A 16238-nucleotide genomic window follows, 5' to 3' on the forward strand; every position below is an offset into this window, starting at 1 on the left:
GCCCGATGCCGGCAAGTCACCTGCCGACATCGCCTGACCTTGGCGCTCTAGGTTTTGGGTTGGTCTAGTGGGCGATTTGCCAGGCTCGCCAGGCCGAGTCAACCATGCCTTTGAGGTCGTAGCTGGCCTGCCAGCCGAAGACCTGGTTGATCCTGGTGACGTCTCCGACCAAGGCGGCCGGATCACCCGGTCGACGGGCCGTGACTTGCGGATTCATTGGCTCTTTGACGGCAGCCTCGGCCTGGTCGATGACCTCGAAAACCGATGTGCCCTGGCCGGTGCCGACGTTGAAGACGTCGAATGGCCGGTTGTCCTGTTCAAGGTAGTCCAATGCCTGGGTGTGGGCCGAAGCGATGTCCATGACGTGGATGTAATCCCGGATGCAACTGCCGTCCGGTGTGGGGTAGTCATCACCGAACACGATGGGTGGTTGGCCTTGCTGGATCCGCTCAAAGATGATGGGGATGAGGTTCAAGACCGCCGGATCGCCCAGGTCATCCCAGCCGCTGCCGGCCACATTGAAGTAACGCAGGTTGACAGCCCGCAGACCCCAAGCCTTGGCCGCGGCTTGGCCTAGCTCTTCGCCAACCACTTTGGTGGCCCCGTAGGGGTTGATTGGCTGGGTCGGAGTGTCTTCGGTGACTCGTTCGACACCCGGCTGTCCGTAGCAGGCGGCCGAAGAGGAAAAGACCAATCGATCCACTCCTTGCGTTTCCATGGCCAGCAGCAGGTTGGCCATAGCGCCGACGTTTTGCTGGTAGTACCAGGCTGGTCGCGCAACCGATTCTGCGACCTGCTTCTTGGCCGCAATGTGGATCACCGCGGTGCAGTTAGACAGGGCGGCGGTCAGACGCGGAATCTCAGAAGTGTCTGAAAGGTCCAGCTCAACCAGGTTGGCTTGGCCAACCCGGCCGGCTGCCCCGGTCGACAGGTCATCGACCACCACCACTTCTTGGCCTGCCGCCAGCAGCGAACGGACAATGTGGGCACCGATGTATCCGGCGCCGCCGGTCACGCATATCGACATACTTCCAGGCTAGCCCCTCCTCGCAGCGAGACCGAGCTTGGGCCCATCCCTCCCCACGGCAGCGAGACCGAGCTTTGGCTGACGCCCTGCCGCGGCGAGACCGAGCTTTGGCGGCATCGGACCTATGCAAAACCTCGGTGTCGCAGCAAATGGAGGCCTGGCCTGCTCCCCTGCGGTGAGAGGCGAGCTTTGGCTGACGCCCTGCCGTGGCGAGACCGAGCTTTGGCGGCATCGGACCTATGCAAAACCTCGGTGTCGCAGCAAATGGAGGCCTGGCCTGCTCCCCGGCAGCGAGGCCGAGCTTTGGCGGCATCGAGCCGATGCAAAACCTCGGTGTCGCAGCAAAGGAGTGGGGAACTGGGTCAGGTTTTGGCCTACTCGGCGCCCTACCGTAGGATGTCCGGTGGCCTGCCCACCCGGGCAGCGGCTGGCCCCCATCGTCTAGTGGCCTAGGACACCGCCCTTTCACGGCGGCGGCACCGGTTCGAATCCGGTTGGGGGTGCGGACCGGCAGTTGGCTGGATGTTCCGGTGATTGGACACCACCGAACCTAGCTGGCATGCTGGACCACTGTGCGTCAAAGCACTCCAAGGCCCCGTGGCGCAGTTGGTTAGCGCGCCGCCCTGTCACGGCGGAGGCCGCGGGTTCAAGTCCCGTCGGGGTCGCCAATCAAGGGCTGGGTTTCCAGCCTTTGCTCGGCTCGATAGCTCAGTTGGGAGAGCGTCCGCCTGAAAAGCGGAAGGTCACCGGATCGATACCGGTTCGAGCCACTGTCAGCCGCGCAGGCTAACGGTGAAGCCATGCGGGGCTGATTTCCATTAGTGACCGCAGCTGGGCGGCCGGCGGCGGTTTGCTACCCGCGGTGCTAGAGGCTTTCCCAGCTGGGTTTGTGAGCGTCAGCGAAGCGATAGTAATCGGCCAAGGCCAGCTTTGCGCCGGCCGCCGGGTCGACCAGCACCGTGGCATGCGGGTGGAACTGCATGATGGAGCCTGGCCACATTGCGCTGACGGGGCCTTCGACGATTTGACGGATTGCCTCGGCCTTGCCACTGCCCATGGCCATAAGTACCAAGTGCCGGGCCTCCATGATGGTGCCGAGACCCTGGGTCATGACGTGCTTGGGCACTGCCGCCTCGTCGCCGTCGAAGAAACGGGCGTTGTCAGCCACCGTTTGTGGCAACAGGGTTTTGATCCGAGTGCGCGAACTGAGTGATGAACCAGGTTCGTTGAAAGCGATGTGGCCATCTGAACCAATGCCCAGAATTTGCAGATCAATCCCCCCGGCCGCTTTGATGGCGGCGTCATATTCGACACAGGCCTTGGCCAAATCCGGGGCCTGGAAATCTGGTCCCTGGACGGCTCCAGGGGCGAAGTCGACCCGGCTGGCGATTTCGCGCTCAATCACATTGCGGTAGCCCTCTGGGTGGTCTGGCGGCAAGCCAATGTATTCGTCCAACATGAAGGCCTTGGCCTGCGCAAACGAGATATCACCAGCCTGGTACATGGCGGCCAGTTGGTCGTACAGGCTGAGCGGGCTTGAGCCGGTGGCCAGCCCGATGACGGCTCTTGGCTTCGACTTCAAAAGCACAGCAATGGCTTCAGCGGCTTTGGCGGCGATTTGCTGGGTGTTTTCGCAGATTATGACTTCCATAATTCCCCTCGATTGATCAGACCCCCCGAAACTATAGAACAACACCAGTTTGACAGGGCCAAAACAGCGCCGCGAGGCGCCCGCTGGCGTGACCCAGTGGGTCTGCGCAGTGCGCCGGCTGCGTCAGCCCGCCCTAAAGGCGGTAGGCCAAACCCACCACCACGCCACTTGACGGGCGCAATCAACCGGAGCGCCGGCATCGGCCGTGGGGCGACACTGCCGCCATGGCCAACACCACCGACAAACCGCCGCCCCAACCCCCTGGCGGGGCGGCGGAAGTCGGTTACCTATCAGGCGATTAGGCCTGCCTAGGTCATCTTTTGGCCAGCAGAGCCGAGCTGCTGGGCGGCTTCGACAATTCGGGCAGCCATCGAAGCCTCGGCAATCTTGCCCCAGACCCGCGGGTCATACTTCTTCTTGTCGCCAACCTCGCCGTCGACCTTGAGCACGCCGTCGTAGTTGGCAAAGCAGTGGCCGGCAATGGGCCGGGTGAAGGCGTATTGCAGGTCGGTGTCGATGTTCATCTTGATGACGCCGTAGCTGACTGCGTCCGCGATTTCCTGCTCACTGGAGCCCGAGCCCCCATGGAAGACCAGGTCAAACGGCAGATCTTTGCCGTAGGCCTTGCCCACGGCAGCCTGGATCTCATCCAGGATGCCCGGCCGCAACTGAACCGCGCCTGGCTTGTACACGCCATGCACATTGCCAAAGGTCAGGGCCGTGAGGTAGCGACCGTTCTCACCCAAACCGAGAGCTTCGACGGTGGCAGTGGCATCTTCGACGGTGGTGTAGAGCTTCTCGTTGATCTCAGCGGTAACGCCGTCTTCTTCGCCGCCAACTACGCCAATTTCGATTTCGAGGATGGTATTGGCCTTGACGGAAAGCGCCAGCAGTTCCTTGGCGATTTCAAGGTTCTCTTCCAGCGGTACGGCCGAGCCGTCCCACATGTGTGATTGGAAGGTCGGCAACTTGCCCGCGGCGGCTTGTTCGGCCTCGATGGCCAATAGCGGGCGGACCCAGGTCTCAAGATTGGGCTTTGAGCAGTGGTCGGTGTGCAAGGCGATGGTCACGGGATAGTTCTTGGCGACCTCAGTGACATAGGCCGCCATGGCCAGCGACCCGGCCACCCGGTCCTTGATAGTGGCGCCCGAGATGTATTCGGCGCCGCCAACCGAAACTTGGACAATCCCGTCCGATTCAGCATCCGCGAACCCCTGCAGGGCAGCGGTGGCAGTCTGGGATGAGGTCACGTTGACGGCAGGGTAAGCGAAGCGCTTTTCCTTAGCCCGGTCCAACATTGCGGCATAGGTCTGCGGGGTGGCGATTGCCATGGCAACACTCCTGATTTCCTAAGGACATTCGATCACCCTTAATCCTGCCACGCCCAGCCAGGTTTGACCGTCGAGATTAGCCCGCAGTTCACCCCGCCTGGCACCGGGACCGAGGTTCTGCGCGGCATCACCGCGCTGAAGCTCGGTGTCGCGGCAAAGGGGAGGAGTGTGTTGAAGCTCGGTGTCGCTGCGGAGGGGAGGGTGGGGCACAATGATGGACATGGCTCAAGCCGGATATGCAACAGACTCAATTGATCTTCGTTCTGACACCGTGACCCAGCCCTCGCCGGCCATGCGTCAAGCCATGGCCCAGGCCAAGGTTGACGACGACGTGATTGGACGCGATCCAACAATGGTGGAGCTGGAACAACGCGCTGCCGAGCTACTGGGCAGGGAGGCCGGTTTGTTCATGGTCTCCGGCTCTATGTCAAACGCAGTGGCCTTGATGGTGCAGGTCAGCCGGGGAGACTACTTCATGGCCCCGCGCTACGCCCACATTTTGTCCCACGAGCTGGGCACGGCCAGCTGGCTGGCCGGCGGCATTCCGGTGGAACTGGGATGGGGAGAAACCCCGGGGGTGCCCAAGTTGGCGGAAATCGACGCCATCGCGGCTGAAGAGGACCACGGTCACGCCTACTTCGAGCTAGTGCCTCGCCTATTGTCCCTGGAAAACACACACAACCACGCTGGCGGCACCATCATCCCCCAGGCTCTTAGTGATGCCCTGATGGCCAAGGCCCACCAGGCCGGTTGGCAGGTTCACTTAGACGGAGCTCGGCTGTGGCACGCGGCGGCGGCCCAGTCAATCACGCCAGCCGAGGCTGCCGGTGCGGCCGATTCGGTCACTGTCTGCCTGTCGAAGGGTCTGGGTGCGCCGGTTGGCTCGCTGCTTTGTGGCAGCCAGGAGCTAATCGACCGGGCCCGCCGGGCCCGCAAAATGCTGGGCGGCGGCGTTCGGCAGGGCGGCGTGCTGGCGGCGGCTGGCCTGGTGGCGCTAGAACAGGAGCTGCCAAGAATCGACCAGGATCGAATCCTGGCCAGGCGCCTGGCCCAGGGGCTGCGGGTGCTCGGTTTTGACGCCCCGGTGCCACAAACCAACATCATCATGGTCAAACCTGGCCAGGCTAGTCAGCTCAGCGCCAGCCAGCTGGCCGCCAGCTGGAACAAAATCGGTGTCCGCTGCCTCACAATGGGCCCAGCCGTCCGCTTGGTCACCCACCGCGACGTCGACGAATCAATGATCGACCAGGCCCTTGACCGAATCGAGGACTGTCTCAAGGCCTAGAGGGCTGGCGGATATAGGCCAAAGCTAGCGCCGGCATCGGGCGACAACTAATGGGTGCCAATCCCGCCACCCCCCGGCGGGGGACTGGGCGGGGGCGGCCGACCGCCGCCGCCGCCTCCGCCGCCGCCACCGCCGGCAGCTGGTGGCGGACCGGAACTCAAGGTCAAGGTGACCGAGGCGCCAGGGTAGGCCTCACCGCCGGCGGAGGGTGACTGAGCAGCCACAACACCAGCGCCATATTGGGACTCAACCGTCGCACCTGAGACGTAGGCTCTAAAACCTTGGCCTTCCAGCGTGGCTTTGGCGTCTTCCACACCCATGCCAATGACGCTTGGCACACTCAGCATCCGGCCTTTGGTCATCTCCCACGATGGTTCGGTGAAGTAGCGGTGCGGTAGTCCATCCATGGCTGGATCCATAAACCATTTGAAGGCCGAGGCCATGTACTGCCCACCAAAGCCTCCCCGAAGATCACCTTGAAGACCAGCCGAGGCGGCGGCAGGATTGCCAGCCCACACCGCCGTGGCTAGTTGTGGGGTGTAGCCGCAGAACCAAATTGCCATTGAATTGTCGGTGGTGCCGGTCTTGCCGGCGACCTGCCGGCCACCCTCCAGGTAGGCCTGGGTGCCGGTACCACCGCTGATCACGCCGCGTAAGGCTTTGGTCACGCCACGCGCGACATCCTCGGTCATGGCCCGGGCGCAAACTGGTTCTGGCTCGGCGATGACCTCATCTGCGTTGTCTGTGATTTTGACGATTGGGTTTGGCTCGCAGTACATGCCGTCTGCGGCGAAGGAGGCGTAACCGGCCGCCATGGCCAAGGGGGCAACCTCGTTGGCGCCAAAGACCTGGCTGGGGTCACGGTGCCAGGCTGTGCCGTCCGCCCGCTCAATGCCCATCCTCTTGGCCATGTCTTCAACGTCGCACAGGTCGAGTTTGTGTTCCATGGCGGCATAGGCCGCGTTGGCTGAGGCGGCGGTGGCCGCCATGGCGGTACTGGCGCCGGTGCCACCTTTGATCGACCAGTTGCCCACCGTGTAGATGCCGCCATCGAGGCAGCGGTCCTTCCAGCGCGAGCCGCTGTAGCTGGTGCGCGATGGGTCAAAGCCTTCGTAAAGTGAGTGGCCATCGGTCAGCCATTGAGCCAGGATGACCGGCTTGAAGCTCGAACCTGTCTGGAAACCGGTGGCACCGCCCAAGTCATAAGAGACATTGAAATTGACGGCCGTGGCCGTAGCTTCGGCGGCCTCGAACCTGTAGGCCCGGTTCTGGGCCATGGCTTTGACCAGACCAGTGCCGGGCTCAACTGCTGAAAGGGCCACGCCATTGCCGTAGCCGGCTTCCGGCTTTTCGCGCGTGTCGACAGCGATTTTGGCTGCGGCCTGCATTTTCGGGTCAAGAGTGGTGTAGACGTGCAGGCCACCGCGGTTCAGCAGCTGCTGGCGGGCTTCCTTGGTTTCGCCAAACTGTTCAGAGTTACGGATCAAAGCGACGACGTATTCGCAGAAGAATCCGGCGCCGGCTTTGGAATCGGCCACTTCACAGCCCGATTCAGTCGGTGTGACGTTTAGTGATTCGGTCACATCGACAGCGATAGCCTCATCGTGTTCTTCCTGGGTGATATAGCCGTCCCGCAGCAAGGCATCCAACGCGTCGTCACGCCGTTCCTTGTTCATTTCCGGGTTGACCACCGGGTCGAGGGTGTTTGGCGACTGGGTGATGGCGGCGATGGTGGCGGACTGAACAATCGTCAGGTCCTTGGCGCTCACCCCAAAGTAGTAGTTGGCGGCTGATTCGACGCCGTAGACCGACTTGCCGAACTGAGCGATGTTGAGGTACCCCTCGAGCACCTTCTTCTTGCCAACCTTCTTTTCGAAGGCCACGGCCCTCCGGGCTTCTTTCAGTTTGCGGGCGTAGGAGATTTCCTTGGCTGCCTCAATCGCCTCGAAATCGCGGTCCTGGACGGCCTGTTCAATCAGCACATTCTTGATGTACTGCTGGGTAATGGTGGAGGCACCTTGGGTCGAACCGTCGGCGGCGTTGTTGGCCAGGGCCCTGAACATACCCTGCATGTCAACGCCCGAATGCTCCCAGAAGCGCCTGTCTTCCAAGGCCACGACAGCCTGCTGCATCGACTCGGCGATGTCATCCAAGCTAACGACAATCCGGTTTTGGGCGTAGAACTCCGTCAACAGGTTGCCAGCGCCGTCATACATATACGACTTTTGCGATAGCACCGGCACATCAAGATCGACTGGAATGGCGTCGATCACATCACGGGCAGCCTTAGTTGTGGTGTCGACGGCTCCAACTGCAGGCAGCACCATACCGGCGGCTAACACGCCGCCGCCCAGCGCCAGAACCGCAGTGACGACCAGTGCGGTCAACCATCTCCACGAGTGGCTTAGTACCTTTTTGGCTGAAGACACCTTTCAAGACTAAGCCCAATTGGCGACTGGTCTCGACAGATTTGTGCGTCTTGACCACACCTTCACGTAAAGCGCAAAGTCTTTTACGCCCCGTCCCTGGGCCTTTGAGCCTTGGCCGATGCCGTTTCCCAAAGGTGGAATCACACCTCACCTTGGCTAAGGGGTCAGACTCCTGTCCCGTCCTGGAGCCCACCCACCCAAGCCTGAGCCTCCAGGTAAGCCTCCGCTGAGGTGCCGTTTCGCAGCCGGGTTGGTACGGCACTGGCCTTGGGATAAGAACCCAAGTAACGCACCCTAGGTGAAAACCGATGCAGTCCAACTAGGGCCTCAGCCATGCGAGGCTCGCGGACGTGAGCCTCGGCGTCGAGCGAAAAGTGGTAGCGCCCCAGGGCATCGCCAGAGGGTCGCGACTCGATCCGGGAAAGGTTGATGCCGCGGGTGGCGAACTGCTCCAACATTTCGAGCAAGGCACCAGCGCGTTCATCTGGCAGGGCCACTGACAAGGTGGTCTTGTCGGCGCCGGTGGGCGGTGGCACTGGGCCAGGCGGTCCCACCAAAACGAAGCGCGTCACGGCCGAGGCGTTGTCCGCCACGCCGCTGGCCAGCACCGACAGACCGTAGTGAGACACCGCCGGGGGTGGCACCAAGGCGGCCTGGTAGCCCAGGGCCTCCAGGGAGATGTCACCGCCGGCGACCAGCTGCAAATCCGCTGCCGGGGCGGTGTTGGACGCGGCCGCCAAATGAGCCACGCCGGGCAGGCGAGCCCGCATCCAGCGGCGACACTGGGACCAGGCAATTGGGTGGGCTGCGACCGCCTCGACCTGGTCAATCGTGGTGCCCGGGGCGGCCGCCAGGGTGAAGGTAACCGGTACCACGATCTCGCGCCGGATCACCAGCGGTTCACCCTGCGCCAGTGCGTCAAGTACCGCCGTGACACCACCTTCAACCGAGTTTTCGATCGCCACCACGGCCAAATCAGCTTGGCCGGTCCTAACAGCCTCGATGGCGCTGATGACGTCGGTCTGTTCTAGTAGCTCGGCCGCCGCCGGGTCAACCACGCGGCGCAGCGCCTCCTCGGTAAAGGTGCCGGCCGGACCGAGAAAAGCGTAGCGCGGCCGGTCGGTCGGTGTGGCTGACATGGTTACTCCTATTGCAGGCCAAAGGTGCCGTCAAACACCGTCCCAGGCAGCATAGCGGCGCGTTAGGACATTAGGCTTGCGGGCGTGAGAACGCGGCAAAGGCGGCCGATGCCGGGCCCAAGGCTGGTTGTGTACCTGGCCTTTGGGTTTGGGCTGGCTTTGACTGGCAGCGCGTCCAACGCTGTGGCGGCCGGTCAACCGGCCGCCGGCGCTTTGGCCCTGGACGGATCAGCCGTGCTTGAGCCGGACGGCGGCGATTCGGCTGTGACTCTAGTTGGTTTGACCGGACTCACCTGGGATGACGTTTCTGCCGAAAACACACCGCATCTATGGGACCTGGCCGGGTTGGATGGGGCCGGGGTTGGCAATCTGCTGGTGCGGTCGGTCACGGCCGGTTCCTGCCCGGTTGACGGCTGGCTGGCCTTGGGGTCGGGCCGGCGTGCCGCCGAGCGGGCCGGCTCCATCACCTCAGATTTGGCCGGGGTGCCGTCAGACTGCCGGTCGGTTGACGAGTTCGAGGTGACCGAGGGGCATATCGCCGCATGGTCCGATCTGCTCGAGGTCAACACCGGCCCGGCCGGCCAAGAGCTTGGGGCACTGGCCCAGTGGCTCGAACAAATGAACCTGACGGCGGCAGCGGTTGGTCCTGGCGCGGGCATCGCCTTGGCCAACCATGCCGGTCAAGTAGCCAACTATCGCCCGGCGCCAGATGATCCAGCCGCCTTGGCCACGGCCACGACCAAGAGCTTGATGGACCAGGCGGATCTGATACTGGTCGACATTGGCAGCCGGGCGGCCGGCCTGACCCCGGCCCAACTTGACGCCCGGATTGGGGCCGTCTTGGCCGCCACTGACGGCCCGGTAATCGTGGCCTCACTGGCTGACTACCAGCATCCAGATATGGGTCTGTTGGTGGTCCGGGGACTGGCGGCGGCCGGCACAAAAGCTCCGGCAACCGGGCTGCATTTGGTCGGGTCAAGCACCACGCGCAGGCCCGACCTCTCAGCTGTGACTGATCTCCTTGCGGTGTTGGAAGCGGCATTGGTGCCGGCGCCGGTAGGCCCGGTTATGCCCTGGCATTTGACCCCTGCCGGCGGTGATTTGGACGCCACCGCCGGCCAGTTACGTGATGATGCCAGCCACGCCCGGGCCATGCGAGGCGCCTCCCAAGCCGGTTTCACCGCTTTCGCCTTGTTGTCCGGCCTGGCGGCGCTGACTGGCCTAATTGTCATCAGGCGGGGACAGGCCTCGGTTCAAATGGCCGATTCAACCCTTCCGGTGGAGCGACCATCCGGCACAGTTGGACCGGTTGAGACTGCCTGGCTTACCGGGACAGGACTGTCTGGCCGCCTGGCCGAGGCCCTCGCCCTGGTGGCGGTCCTGTTCCCAGCAGCCAGTTTCTTGGCCAACCTGCTGCCATGGTGGCGTCTAATTGTGCCCTTCGTGGTCTGGCTGGTCATCTCGTTGGCGCTGGCTGCGGCCCTAACGGCCCTGGTGCTGGCCCTAAGGCAGAAGGTTCCCTGGCAGCTCCTCAAATCTCCGATGGGTGCGCCGGCCTTGGCCAGTCTGATCACGGTTGTGGCTTTGGTACTTGATCCGCTGTTGGGCTACCGCCTGACCTGGGCCGCGCCTTTGGGCCAAGCCGTTCTAAATGCCAACCGCGTCTATGGTTTCTCCAACACGGTCTATGTGATTTTCGCCAGCGCCACGCTGCTAGTAACTGTGCTGGTAGCCGGCCCGGCCTGGCTGCGCGGTCAGCGGCTGGGGGCAGCCATACCCAGCCTGGCAATTGGTCTGGGCCTGGTGGTAATCACAGCCGCCCCTTCCGGGGCGGCCAACTTTGGCGGCGCCATCACCGCCGCGACCGCGACTTTGGCTTTAGCCTTGGTCGCCGCCGAGATCCGTTTGAATTGGCAGCGGCTGGTGCTAATTGGGCTGGCCGGCGTGGTCGCCGCTGTGGCCGTGGCCTGGCTGGACTTCCTGCGCGGGCCGGACCGCTGGACCCATGTTGGGGCCTTTGTTCAGTCATTTCTGGATGGCGATGCCTGGCCGGTGATCGACTCAAAGGTGGCGATGTGGCTGCGAATGTCCGCTGGAGTGGCAGTGCCTTTGCTGGTGATAGCCCTGGCCGGCTGGATTGGAGCCAAGCGGGGCTTCCGGGTGGCCGGGTGGTCCGATTTGTGGCGCCAGGCCCCCATGCTGCGACCGGTGGCCCTGGCCACCGTGGTGTTCTGGGTAGTCGGAACGCTGGTCAACGACTCAGGCTTGGCTATGGTTGCCATGGGACTACTGTTCGCCGGCCCGCTCCTGGTGGCCATTGTGCTCCGCCACCACCAGCTCGGTTCCAAACCAGTGTGCTGAAGCTCGGTGTCGCCGCAAGCGAGGGGCTGGCCTGCCCCTACGCAGCGAGACCGAGCTTTTGCAGGTCGGCAATTCTGCTGAAGCTCGGTGTCGCCGCAAAGAGGGGCTGGCCTGCCCTTATGCAGCGAGACCGAGGTTTCGCAGGCTCTAGCCGGTGGCTGATTTGGCTGTCTTGATTCGAGGAAGAGGAGGCGCCCCAGCTGGCCGTTTTGAATCGGCGGCCGCGGCGGTCTCACCCGACCAGGTCAAGGGCGGCTTGGCCACCGGTCCGGGAGTCTTGGTGGTGAACCAGCGGTCCCACCTTGGGTCGTTCGGGTCAACCGGTTTGGGCTGGGGTGGCATTGGAGCGGTTGGCTCCCGGTCTTCGTCCAGAGCCTCGGGATCACGCCAAACCTTGTGCCAGGGGTCGTCTGGCACCACGCCAACCGTTAGCGGGGCGGAACCGTAGCCCCAGCCCATCAGTTGCCTGGATACGGGGATATCTGCCTCGAGCCAGCCAAGGGACGAAAGATCCTTCGGCACCATCCAACGCAGCAGGTCATGGTCCCGCGAAGAGGCTGGCAAGGCGTCCAGGGCCGTGGCGTAGTAGCAGGACAACTCAACGGGATGAGGTTCGGCCGGAGTGATCGAACGAGCCACCAAGCCGCCCACGGCGATTGACACCCCAAGCTCTTCTTGGACCTCGCGCTGTAAGGCTATTTCGGGTGACTCGCCAGCCTCGACTTTGCCCCCTGGGAACTCCCAAAGACCGGCGTCGCGAACGCCCGGCCGCCTACGGCAGGCCAGGATCCTGCCGTTGTGCGTGATGACGGCTCCAACCACATGGATGGGCCGGCCTGCGGGCGTCATGCAGGCCATCCTAGAGCCGCAACCAAGGCGAGGTGGGTTGAATGGCCCAGGCGGCCGGCATCGGCGGCTTCACGAACTAGGCGCTCCGACGGCGCACCAACGCCACAACGCGGTAGGTAACCGGTAATAACACCACCTCGATCAAGACCTTGTAAACGTAGCCCAAGACGACATAACCGATGAACTGCGCCCCCGTGATTATGCCTAAGAAGGCCACCGTGCAAAAGACCATGGTGTCAGCCATTTCACCCACCAGAGTTGAACCGATCAACCGCGCCCACAGGGCCTGGCCCCTGGTCCGCCGCTTGATCACCGTCAGCGTCCAGGCGTTGAGCAGCTGCCCAGCCAGATAGGCCAGCAGCGAGGCCAGGACAATGCGTGGGACAAAACCCAAGATTTCCTGGTAGGCCGCCTGACCAGACCAGTTCTGGGCCGGCGGGGCCTGCTGAACGACCCAGAAACTGGCAACTGCCAGGGCCGAGGCGACGAAACCCAGGACAATGGCCCAGCGCGCAGCCTTGAAGCCAAAAACCTCGGCCAGAACGTCGCCAATGATGTAGGTCAGGGGAAACAAGAAGACGCCGCCGTCAACGGTGACATCGAAAGTGTGGCCGGCCACGGTGATGTCACCCAAGCCAATCAGCTTGACCGCTGAGACGTTCGAAATCACCAACAAGGCGCAGAACAACGCCGTCAAAGTGGCGTAGGTCGAACGAGCGGCCGAGTTCTGCACCCGTACATGATGCCTCACCTGGCAGTTACCGGGCACTCTCAGATGGGGCTGGCGGACAATTCCCTAGGGTTCTGGGCTGGGCGACTCAGAAGGTTCGAGCGGGGGCTCTTCTTCTTCCGGGCCCATTTCTGAAGGCAAGATGGCCGATGGCGACGGAGCTCCGGTTGGTCTTGGCGTCGAGGGGCGAACCGTCGGTGAGGCGCCGCGGTCATCCGGCCGGTCCGGTTGGCTGGGTGCGGTGGTGGCCGGGTTTGGGCTGGCCGGTCGGTTTTCCGGGCTGTGGGTTTGGGGGCTGGGGCTGGGCGTTTGTCTAGTGGAACCAAACATGGGGAATGTGGTCCGGCGGTCGGAGTCGTGGCCTGTGACCATATCGGAGATGGGGCGGCCGGAAACAAGCTCGACAACCGTAATTACGGACATTAGGACCATGAAGACAGCCAGGGCCATGGCGACTAAGGACCTGGTCAGGCCATATTTGGCGATCATGGCGGCCCACCAGCCGGCCTCAGTGTCAGTGGGATCAGGTTCCTCGGGTTCTTCTTCCGGCTCCGGTTCTACCTCGAGTTCAAGCTCACCTTGGACGGCCTCGGTCTGATCGGTGGGCGTCTCGGTTACCTCGCCGGCCTCTTGGTCCTCGGTTTTTGTCACCAGCGCGGCGGCCTGTTTGGCCACATGGGTGGCCGCCCTGCGACCGCTATGCAGCCAGTTGGTGTAGGCCCAGTTGCCAACCACGGTAATGGCAGAAGCCAGGGCCGCCCCGGCCAGCGTCCCGGCCACCCCCAGCGTCGACAAGGCCAAGGTCGAGGTGACGGCGGCCAAGGCGGAAGCCAACACCTGAACGGTGGATATCCCGCCGCGTGGCTCGCCTTGTTTCACACCCACGCCCCTGGCCGCCTCAGTGGGCGATCTGGATCACTCTGAAAGTCTCGGCCCAGTGGCCATCTGGCAAACCAGCTGCCCGGCCGGCTGCCGTCATTCCCTCCCGTAGGCGCTGCCTAGCCAGATCCGGATTTGGGTGCTGCGAGGCGTGAACCATAACGGCCTCTTCGCGCTCAGGGAAGGTGTTGGTCACGTCGACCACCTGGTTTGGCGCCGGGTCGCCCAGGAACCAGAGCTCGGACACAACCCACGGCTCAAGACCTTGTTTGGCTAGTTCTGGAAAGGCGAACGGGTTGCGCGCAAATGGGTAAACGGCTCGGGCCACCGCCTCGCCCACCGCCAGGTGATCGGGATGAGACAACCGAACGTCGTACCAATTCCGGTCCGGGCTTTGAGTTAGCACACGGTCAGGTTTGACTTCCCTGATCAGGCTGGTGATGTCACCAACCAGATCATCACTGACCTGGACTTTGCCGTCCTGGTAGCCGTCAAGGAAGCGGACGTCGCTGACTCCAGCCAGTCGCGCCGCCTCGAGTTGTTCTTGCTGTCTGGTTTGGCCGATCCGGTCTCTGGCCTCTTCGCCAAAGCCACCGGCATCGCCCCTGGTAACCAAGGCGTAGGTGACGGCCACGCCAGAACGGACCCACTGCATGACGGTACCGACACCCCAAAAATCGATGTCGTCTGGATGCGCCATGACCACTAAGACCCGATCAAACTCACTCATGGCACCACCCTAAGCCCTTTGAGGCCGCCCGATGGCGCAATCCGGGTTGCTGCCAAAGCTCGGTTTCGCTGCAAGGGGGTGGGTTGAGCTGCCCTTACGCGGCGAGACCGAGGTTGTGCATAGAGCCGATGGCGCGCAACCTCGGTTTCGCTGCACTGGGGATGGTGCCAAAGCTCGGTTTCGCTGCAAGGGGGTGGGTTGAGCTGCCCTTACGCGGCGAGACCGAGGTTCTGCATAAGGCTGATGGCGCGCAACCTCGGTTTCGCTGCAAGGGGGTGGGTTGAGCTGCCCTTACGCGGCGAGACCGAGGTTCTGCATAAGGCTGATGGCGCGCAACCTCGGTGTCGCACCGTCTAAGTTGATTCGGGACCGTTGCGGCGCTGTCTCCGCCGGTAGGTCACTAGAACCGTTCCCCACGCGGTCAGCAGGATGATCCAGATGATGGTCGCACTGCCGGGGCCGCCACCGGTGAAAGCCAACCCGCCGCCAGTGGGAGGTGCGGTTGCCGCAGGGCCGCTAGGCGGGGGACTGCTGCCTCCTCCCGAGCCAACCACAGTGAACTTGACCTGGAACGTGCCGGAGACACTGCCATTCAAGACAATCGCATGCTGCCCCAAGGTCGTGCCGGCTGGAATGGTGAAAGTCCAGGTGACCTGGCCGTTGGCGTCGGCTGTTTCGGTGCCAATGGCGTGTGGGCTGGAGTGCATCGTGGCTTCGACGTCCTCGCCGGGCTGGAAGTTGCTTCCAGTTACCCTCTGGGACTTACCCACCTGTGCTTTCGCCAAAGTCACCGAAACTGTTGGCAAACCAACCCGCCAGGGTGTCGAAACCGTATTGGCAGCCAAGTCGGAAGCCGTCACCACCACCGAATCGCCTTCCGCCAGCGGACTAGTCGGTGTGCAGGACCACGCTCCGTTGTTGCCAACCGTGGCTTGACAAACCAGATCGCCGTTAGCCAGCTTCACTGTGACCACATCACCCGGATCGCCAGTGCCAGAAATCACCGAACCATCAGATGGACTGACCGTCAAAACCGGCGGCGTGGCCTTGACCGTGATCAGGCTTGGCAACGATGTGAAAGTGCAGTCACGAAGCCATTGCGGCGAGCCTTCGCCGCCGCAGTGCCTGTAGTCCACGTTGACGGCCTTGACGCTCAGGGCCGTGCCGTGGGCCAGCGGGTCGGTGAAAGCGCACGACCAGACCCCGATCGAATTCGACTCGGTCTGACAGACCATCGAATAACCCACCCAAACCTCGATCCTGCGATTAGGTTCAGCAGTGCCGCTCAACACCGTGGCCGAAGCCTTGGCCTGGTCGAAAACTGGCGCAGCCGGGGTGGCAACAAACTCAACTGTGACTGTCCTGGTCGAGGCGACGCCATCGACCGCAAAAGAGAAAGTGGCCAGGCCTACTGCGCTGGACGAGGCGTAGACGTAGTAAGTGCCGTCGGAGTCTTTGGTTCCAACTCCACCGTTTTCTAGCTGCACCCCGGCAAAGTTCGAGGTCACCGTGACAACAGCCGAATCCTTGGCAACTGCCGCACCGGAAGCGTCACGCAGCGTCACGATCAACGCGGCCTTGTCGAGGTAACCTCTGGCGTCGATGTTCCCGTGGTTGGCCTCGACGCCTGTTCGGGTTGTGTCGATGGTCGATCCGCTGACGTCAACCACCGGTGCGGCCCGGGTCACCAACAACATGTAGTCAGTTGACGTGCCATCGGCAGCCGTCACCCTAACCGTCAACTCGTTGCCACCAACCACTAGCGTCTTAACACCCAAACCAGCCACAGTCGCAGCCGGATCACTAGCCTCAGCCGCCAAAGTCACC

12 protein-coding genes and 3 tRNA genes are annotated in these 16238 nt (G+C 63.0%); 5 read left to right on the forward strand and 10 right to left on the reverse strand.

Annotation, left to right across the window (positions count from 1 at the left end; all coding sequences use genetic code 11):
* Nucleotides 1–64 precede the first annotated feature (64 nt).
* Nucleotides 65–1027, reverse strand: a complete 963-nt coding sequence (galE, locus tag FWD29_05795) for a UDP-glucose 4-epimerase GalE (protein MCL2803451.1) — start codon at nt 1025–1027, stop codon at nt 65–67.
* A 430-nt stretch (nt 1028–1457) separates the two neighbouring features.
* Here galE and FWD29_05800 point away from each other — a divergent pair.
* The 3 genes from FWD29_05800 to FWD29_05810 all read left to right on the forward strand — a co-directional run bounded on the left by FWD29_05800 (nt 1458) and on the right by FWD29_05810 (nt 1797).
* A tRNA-Glu gene (locus FWD29_05800) sits at nt 1458–1530 on the forward strand.
* An 88-nt stretch (nt 1531–1618) separates the two neighbouring features.
* Nucleotides 1619–1695, forward strand: a tRNA-Asp gene (locus FWD29_05805).
* 29 nt (nt 1696–1724) lie between these two features.
* Nucleotides 1725–1797, forward strand: a tRNA-Phe gene (locus tag FWD29_05810).
* A 95-nt stretch (nt 1798–1892) separates the two neighbouring features.
* Here the strand turns inward: FWD29_05810 and nagB are convergent.
* A complete protein-coding gene (gene nagB / locus FWD29_05815) occupies nt 1893–2678 on the reverse strand; it encodes a glucosamine-6-phosphate deaminase (GenBank protein MCL2803452.1) in 786 nt (261 codons plus the stop codon).
* Nucleotides 2679–2986: 308 nt separating this feature from the next.
* A complete protein-coding gene (gene fbaA, locus FWD29_05820) occupies nt 2987–4009 on the reverse strand; it encodes a class II fructose-bisphosphate aldolase (GenBank protein ID MCL2803453.1) in 1023 nt (340 codons plus the stop codon).
* A 220-nt stretch (nt 4010–4229) separates the two neighbouring features.
* Here fbaA and FWD29_05825 point away from each other — a divergent pair, with 220 nt between their 5' ends.
* Nucleotides 4230–5294, forward strand: coding sequence for a beta-eliminating lyase-related protein (locus FWD29_05825; protein MCL2803454.1), 1065 nt, complete (start codon nt 4230–4232; stop codon nt 5292–5294).
* A gap of 47 nt (nt 5295–5341) precedes the next feature.
* On the opposite strand, the gene FWD29_05830 is transcribed toward FWD29_05825, so the two are convergent.
* Nucleotides 5342–7723 carry a transglycosylase domain-containing protein gene (locus FWD29_05830; GenBank protein MCL2803455.1) on the reverse strand — a complete coding sequence of 794 codons (2382 nt, stop codon included), beginning with the start codon at nt 7721–7723 and terminating at the stop codon, nt 5342–5344.
* Nucleotides 7724–7887: 164 nt separating this feature from the next.
* Nucleotides 7888–8862 carry a prephenate dehydratase gene (gene pheA, locus FWD29_05835; GenBank protein MCL2803456.1) on the reverse strand — a complete coding sequence of 325 codons (975 nt, stop codon included), beginning with the start codon at nt 8860–8862 and terminating at the stop codon, nt 7888–7890.
* A gap of 108 nt (nt 8863–8970) precedes the next feature.
* Between pheA and FWD29_05840 the strand changes: the two genes are divergently transcribed.
* Complete coding sequence (locus FWD29_05840; GenBank protein MCL2803457.1) at nt 8971–11223, forward strand: hypothetical protein; 2253 nt, start codon at nt 8971–8973, stop codon at nt 11221–11223.
* Nucleotides 11224–11370: 147 nt separating this feature from the next.
* On the opposite strand, the gene FWD29_05845 is transcribed toward FWD29_05840, so the two are convergent.
* The 5 genes from FWD29_05845 to FWD29_05865 all read right to left on the reverse strand — a co-directional run.
* Entirely contained in the window at nt 11371–12072 is a 702-nt protein-coding gene (locus FWD29_05845) for a (deoxy)nucleoside triphosphate pyrophosphohydrolase (GenBank protein ID MCL2803458.1), read from the reverse strand.
* A 76-nt stretch (nt 12073–12148) separates the two neighbouring features.
* Nucleotides 12149–12805 (reverse strand): queuosine precursor transporter, encoded by a 657-nt coding sequence (locus FWD29_05850; protein MCL2803459.1) that lies wholly within the window; start codon nt 12803–12805, stop codon nt 12149–12151.
* A gap of 63 nt (nt 12806–12868) precedes the next feature.
* Nucleotides 12869–13681, reverse strand: a complete 813-nt coding sequence (locus FWD29_05855; GenBank protein MCL2803460.1) for a hypothetical protein — start codon at nt 13679–13681, stop codon at nt 12869–12871.
* Nucleotides 13682–13700: 19 nt separating this feature from the next.
* Nucleotides 13701–14411 (reverse strand): PIG-L family deacetylase, encoded by a 711-nt coding sequence (locus FWD29_05860; GenBank protein MCL2803461.1) that lies wholly within the window; start codon nt 14409–14411, stop codon nt 13701–13703.
* Between the two features lie 353 nt (nt 14412–14764).
* The coding region (locus tag FWD29_05865; protein MCL2803462.1) for an Ig-like domain-containing protein at nt 14765–16238 on the reverse strand (1474 nt) is incomplete at its 5' end.

It is taken from the genome of Micrococcales bacterium, assembly GCA_009784895.1.
In the GTDB taxonomy this organism is placed as follows: domain Bacteria; phylum Actinomycetota; class Actinomycetes; order Actinomycetales; family WQXJ01; genus WQXJ01.

Bases quoted from the DNA above. Each gene is read 5' to 3' on its own strand.
- galE (MCL2803451.1), bottom strand. From the start codon at position 1,027: ATGTCGATATGCGTGACCGGCGGCGCCGGATACATCGGTGCCCACATT.
- nagB (MCL2803452.1), bottom strand. From the start codon at position 2,678: ATGGAAGTCATAATCTGCGAAAACACCCAGCAAATCGCCGCCAAAGCC.
- fbaA (MCL2803453.1), bottom strand. From the start codon at position 4,009: ATGGCAATCGCCACCCCGCAGACCTATGCCGCAATGTTGGACCGGGCT.
- FWD29_05825 (MCL2803454.1), top strand. From the start codon at position 4,230: ATGGCTCAAGCCGGATATGCAACAGACTCAATTGATCTTCGTTCTGAC.
- pheA (MCL2803456.1), bottom strand. From the start codon at position 8,862: ATGTCAGCCACACCGACCGACCGGCCGCGCTACGCTTTTCTCGGTCCG.
- FWD29_05840 (MCL2803457.1), top strand. From the start codon at position 8,971: ATGCCGGGCCCAAGGCTGGTTGTGTACCTGGCCTTTGGGTTTGGGCTG.
- FWD29_05845 (MCL2803458.1), bottom strand. From the start codon at position 12,072: ATGACGCCCGCAGGCCGGCCCATCCATGTGGTTGGAGCCGTCATCACG.
- FWD29_05860 (MCL2803461.1), bottom strand. From the start codon at position 14,411: ATGAGTGAGTTTGATCGGGTCTTAGTGGTCATGGCGCATCCAGACGAC.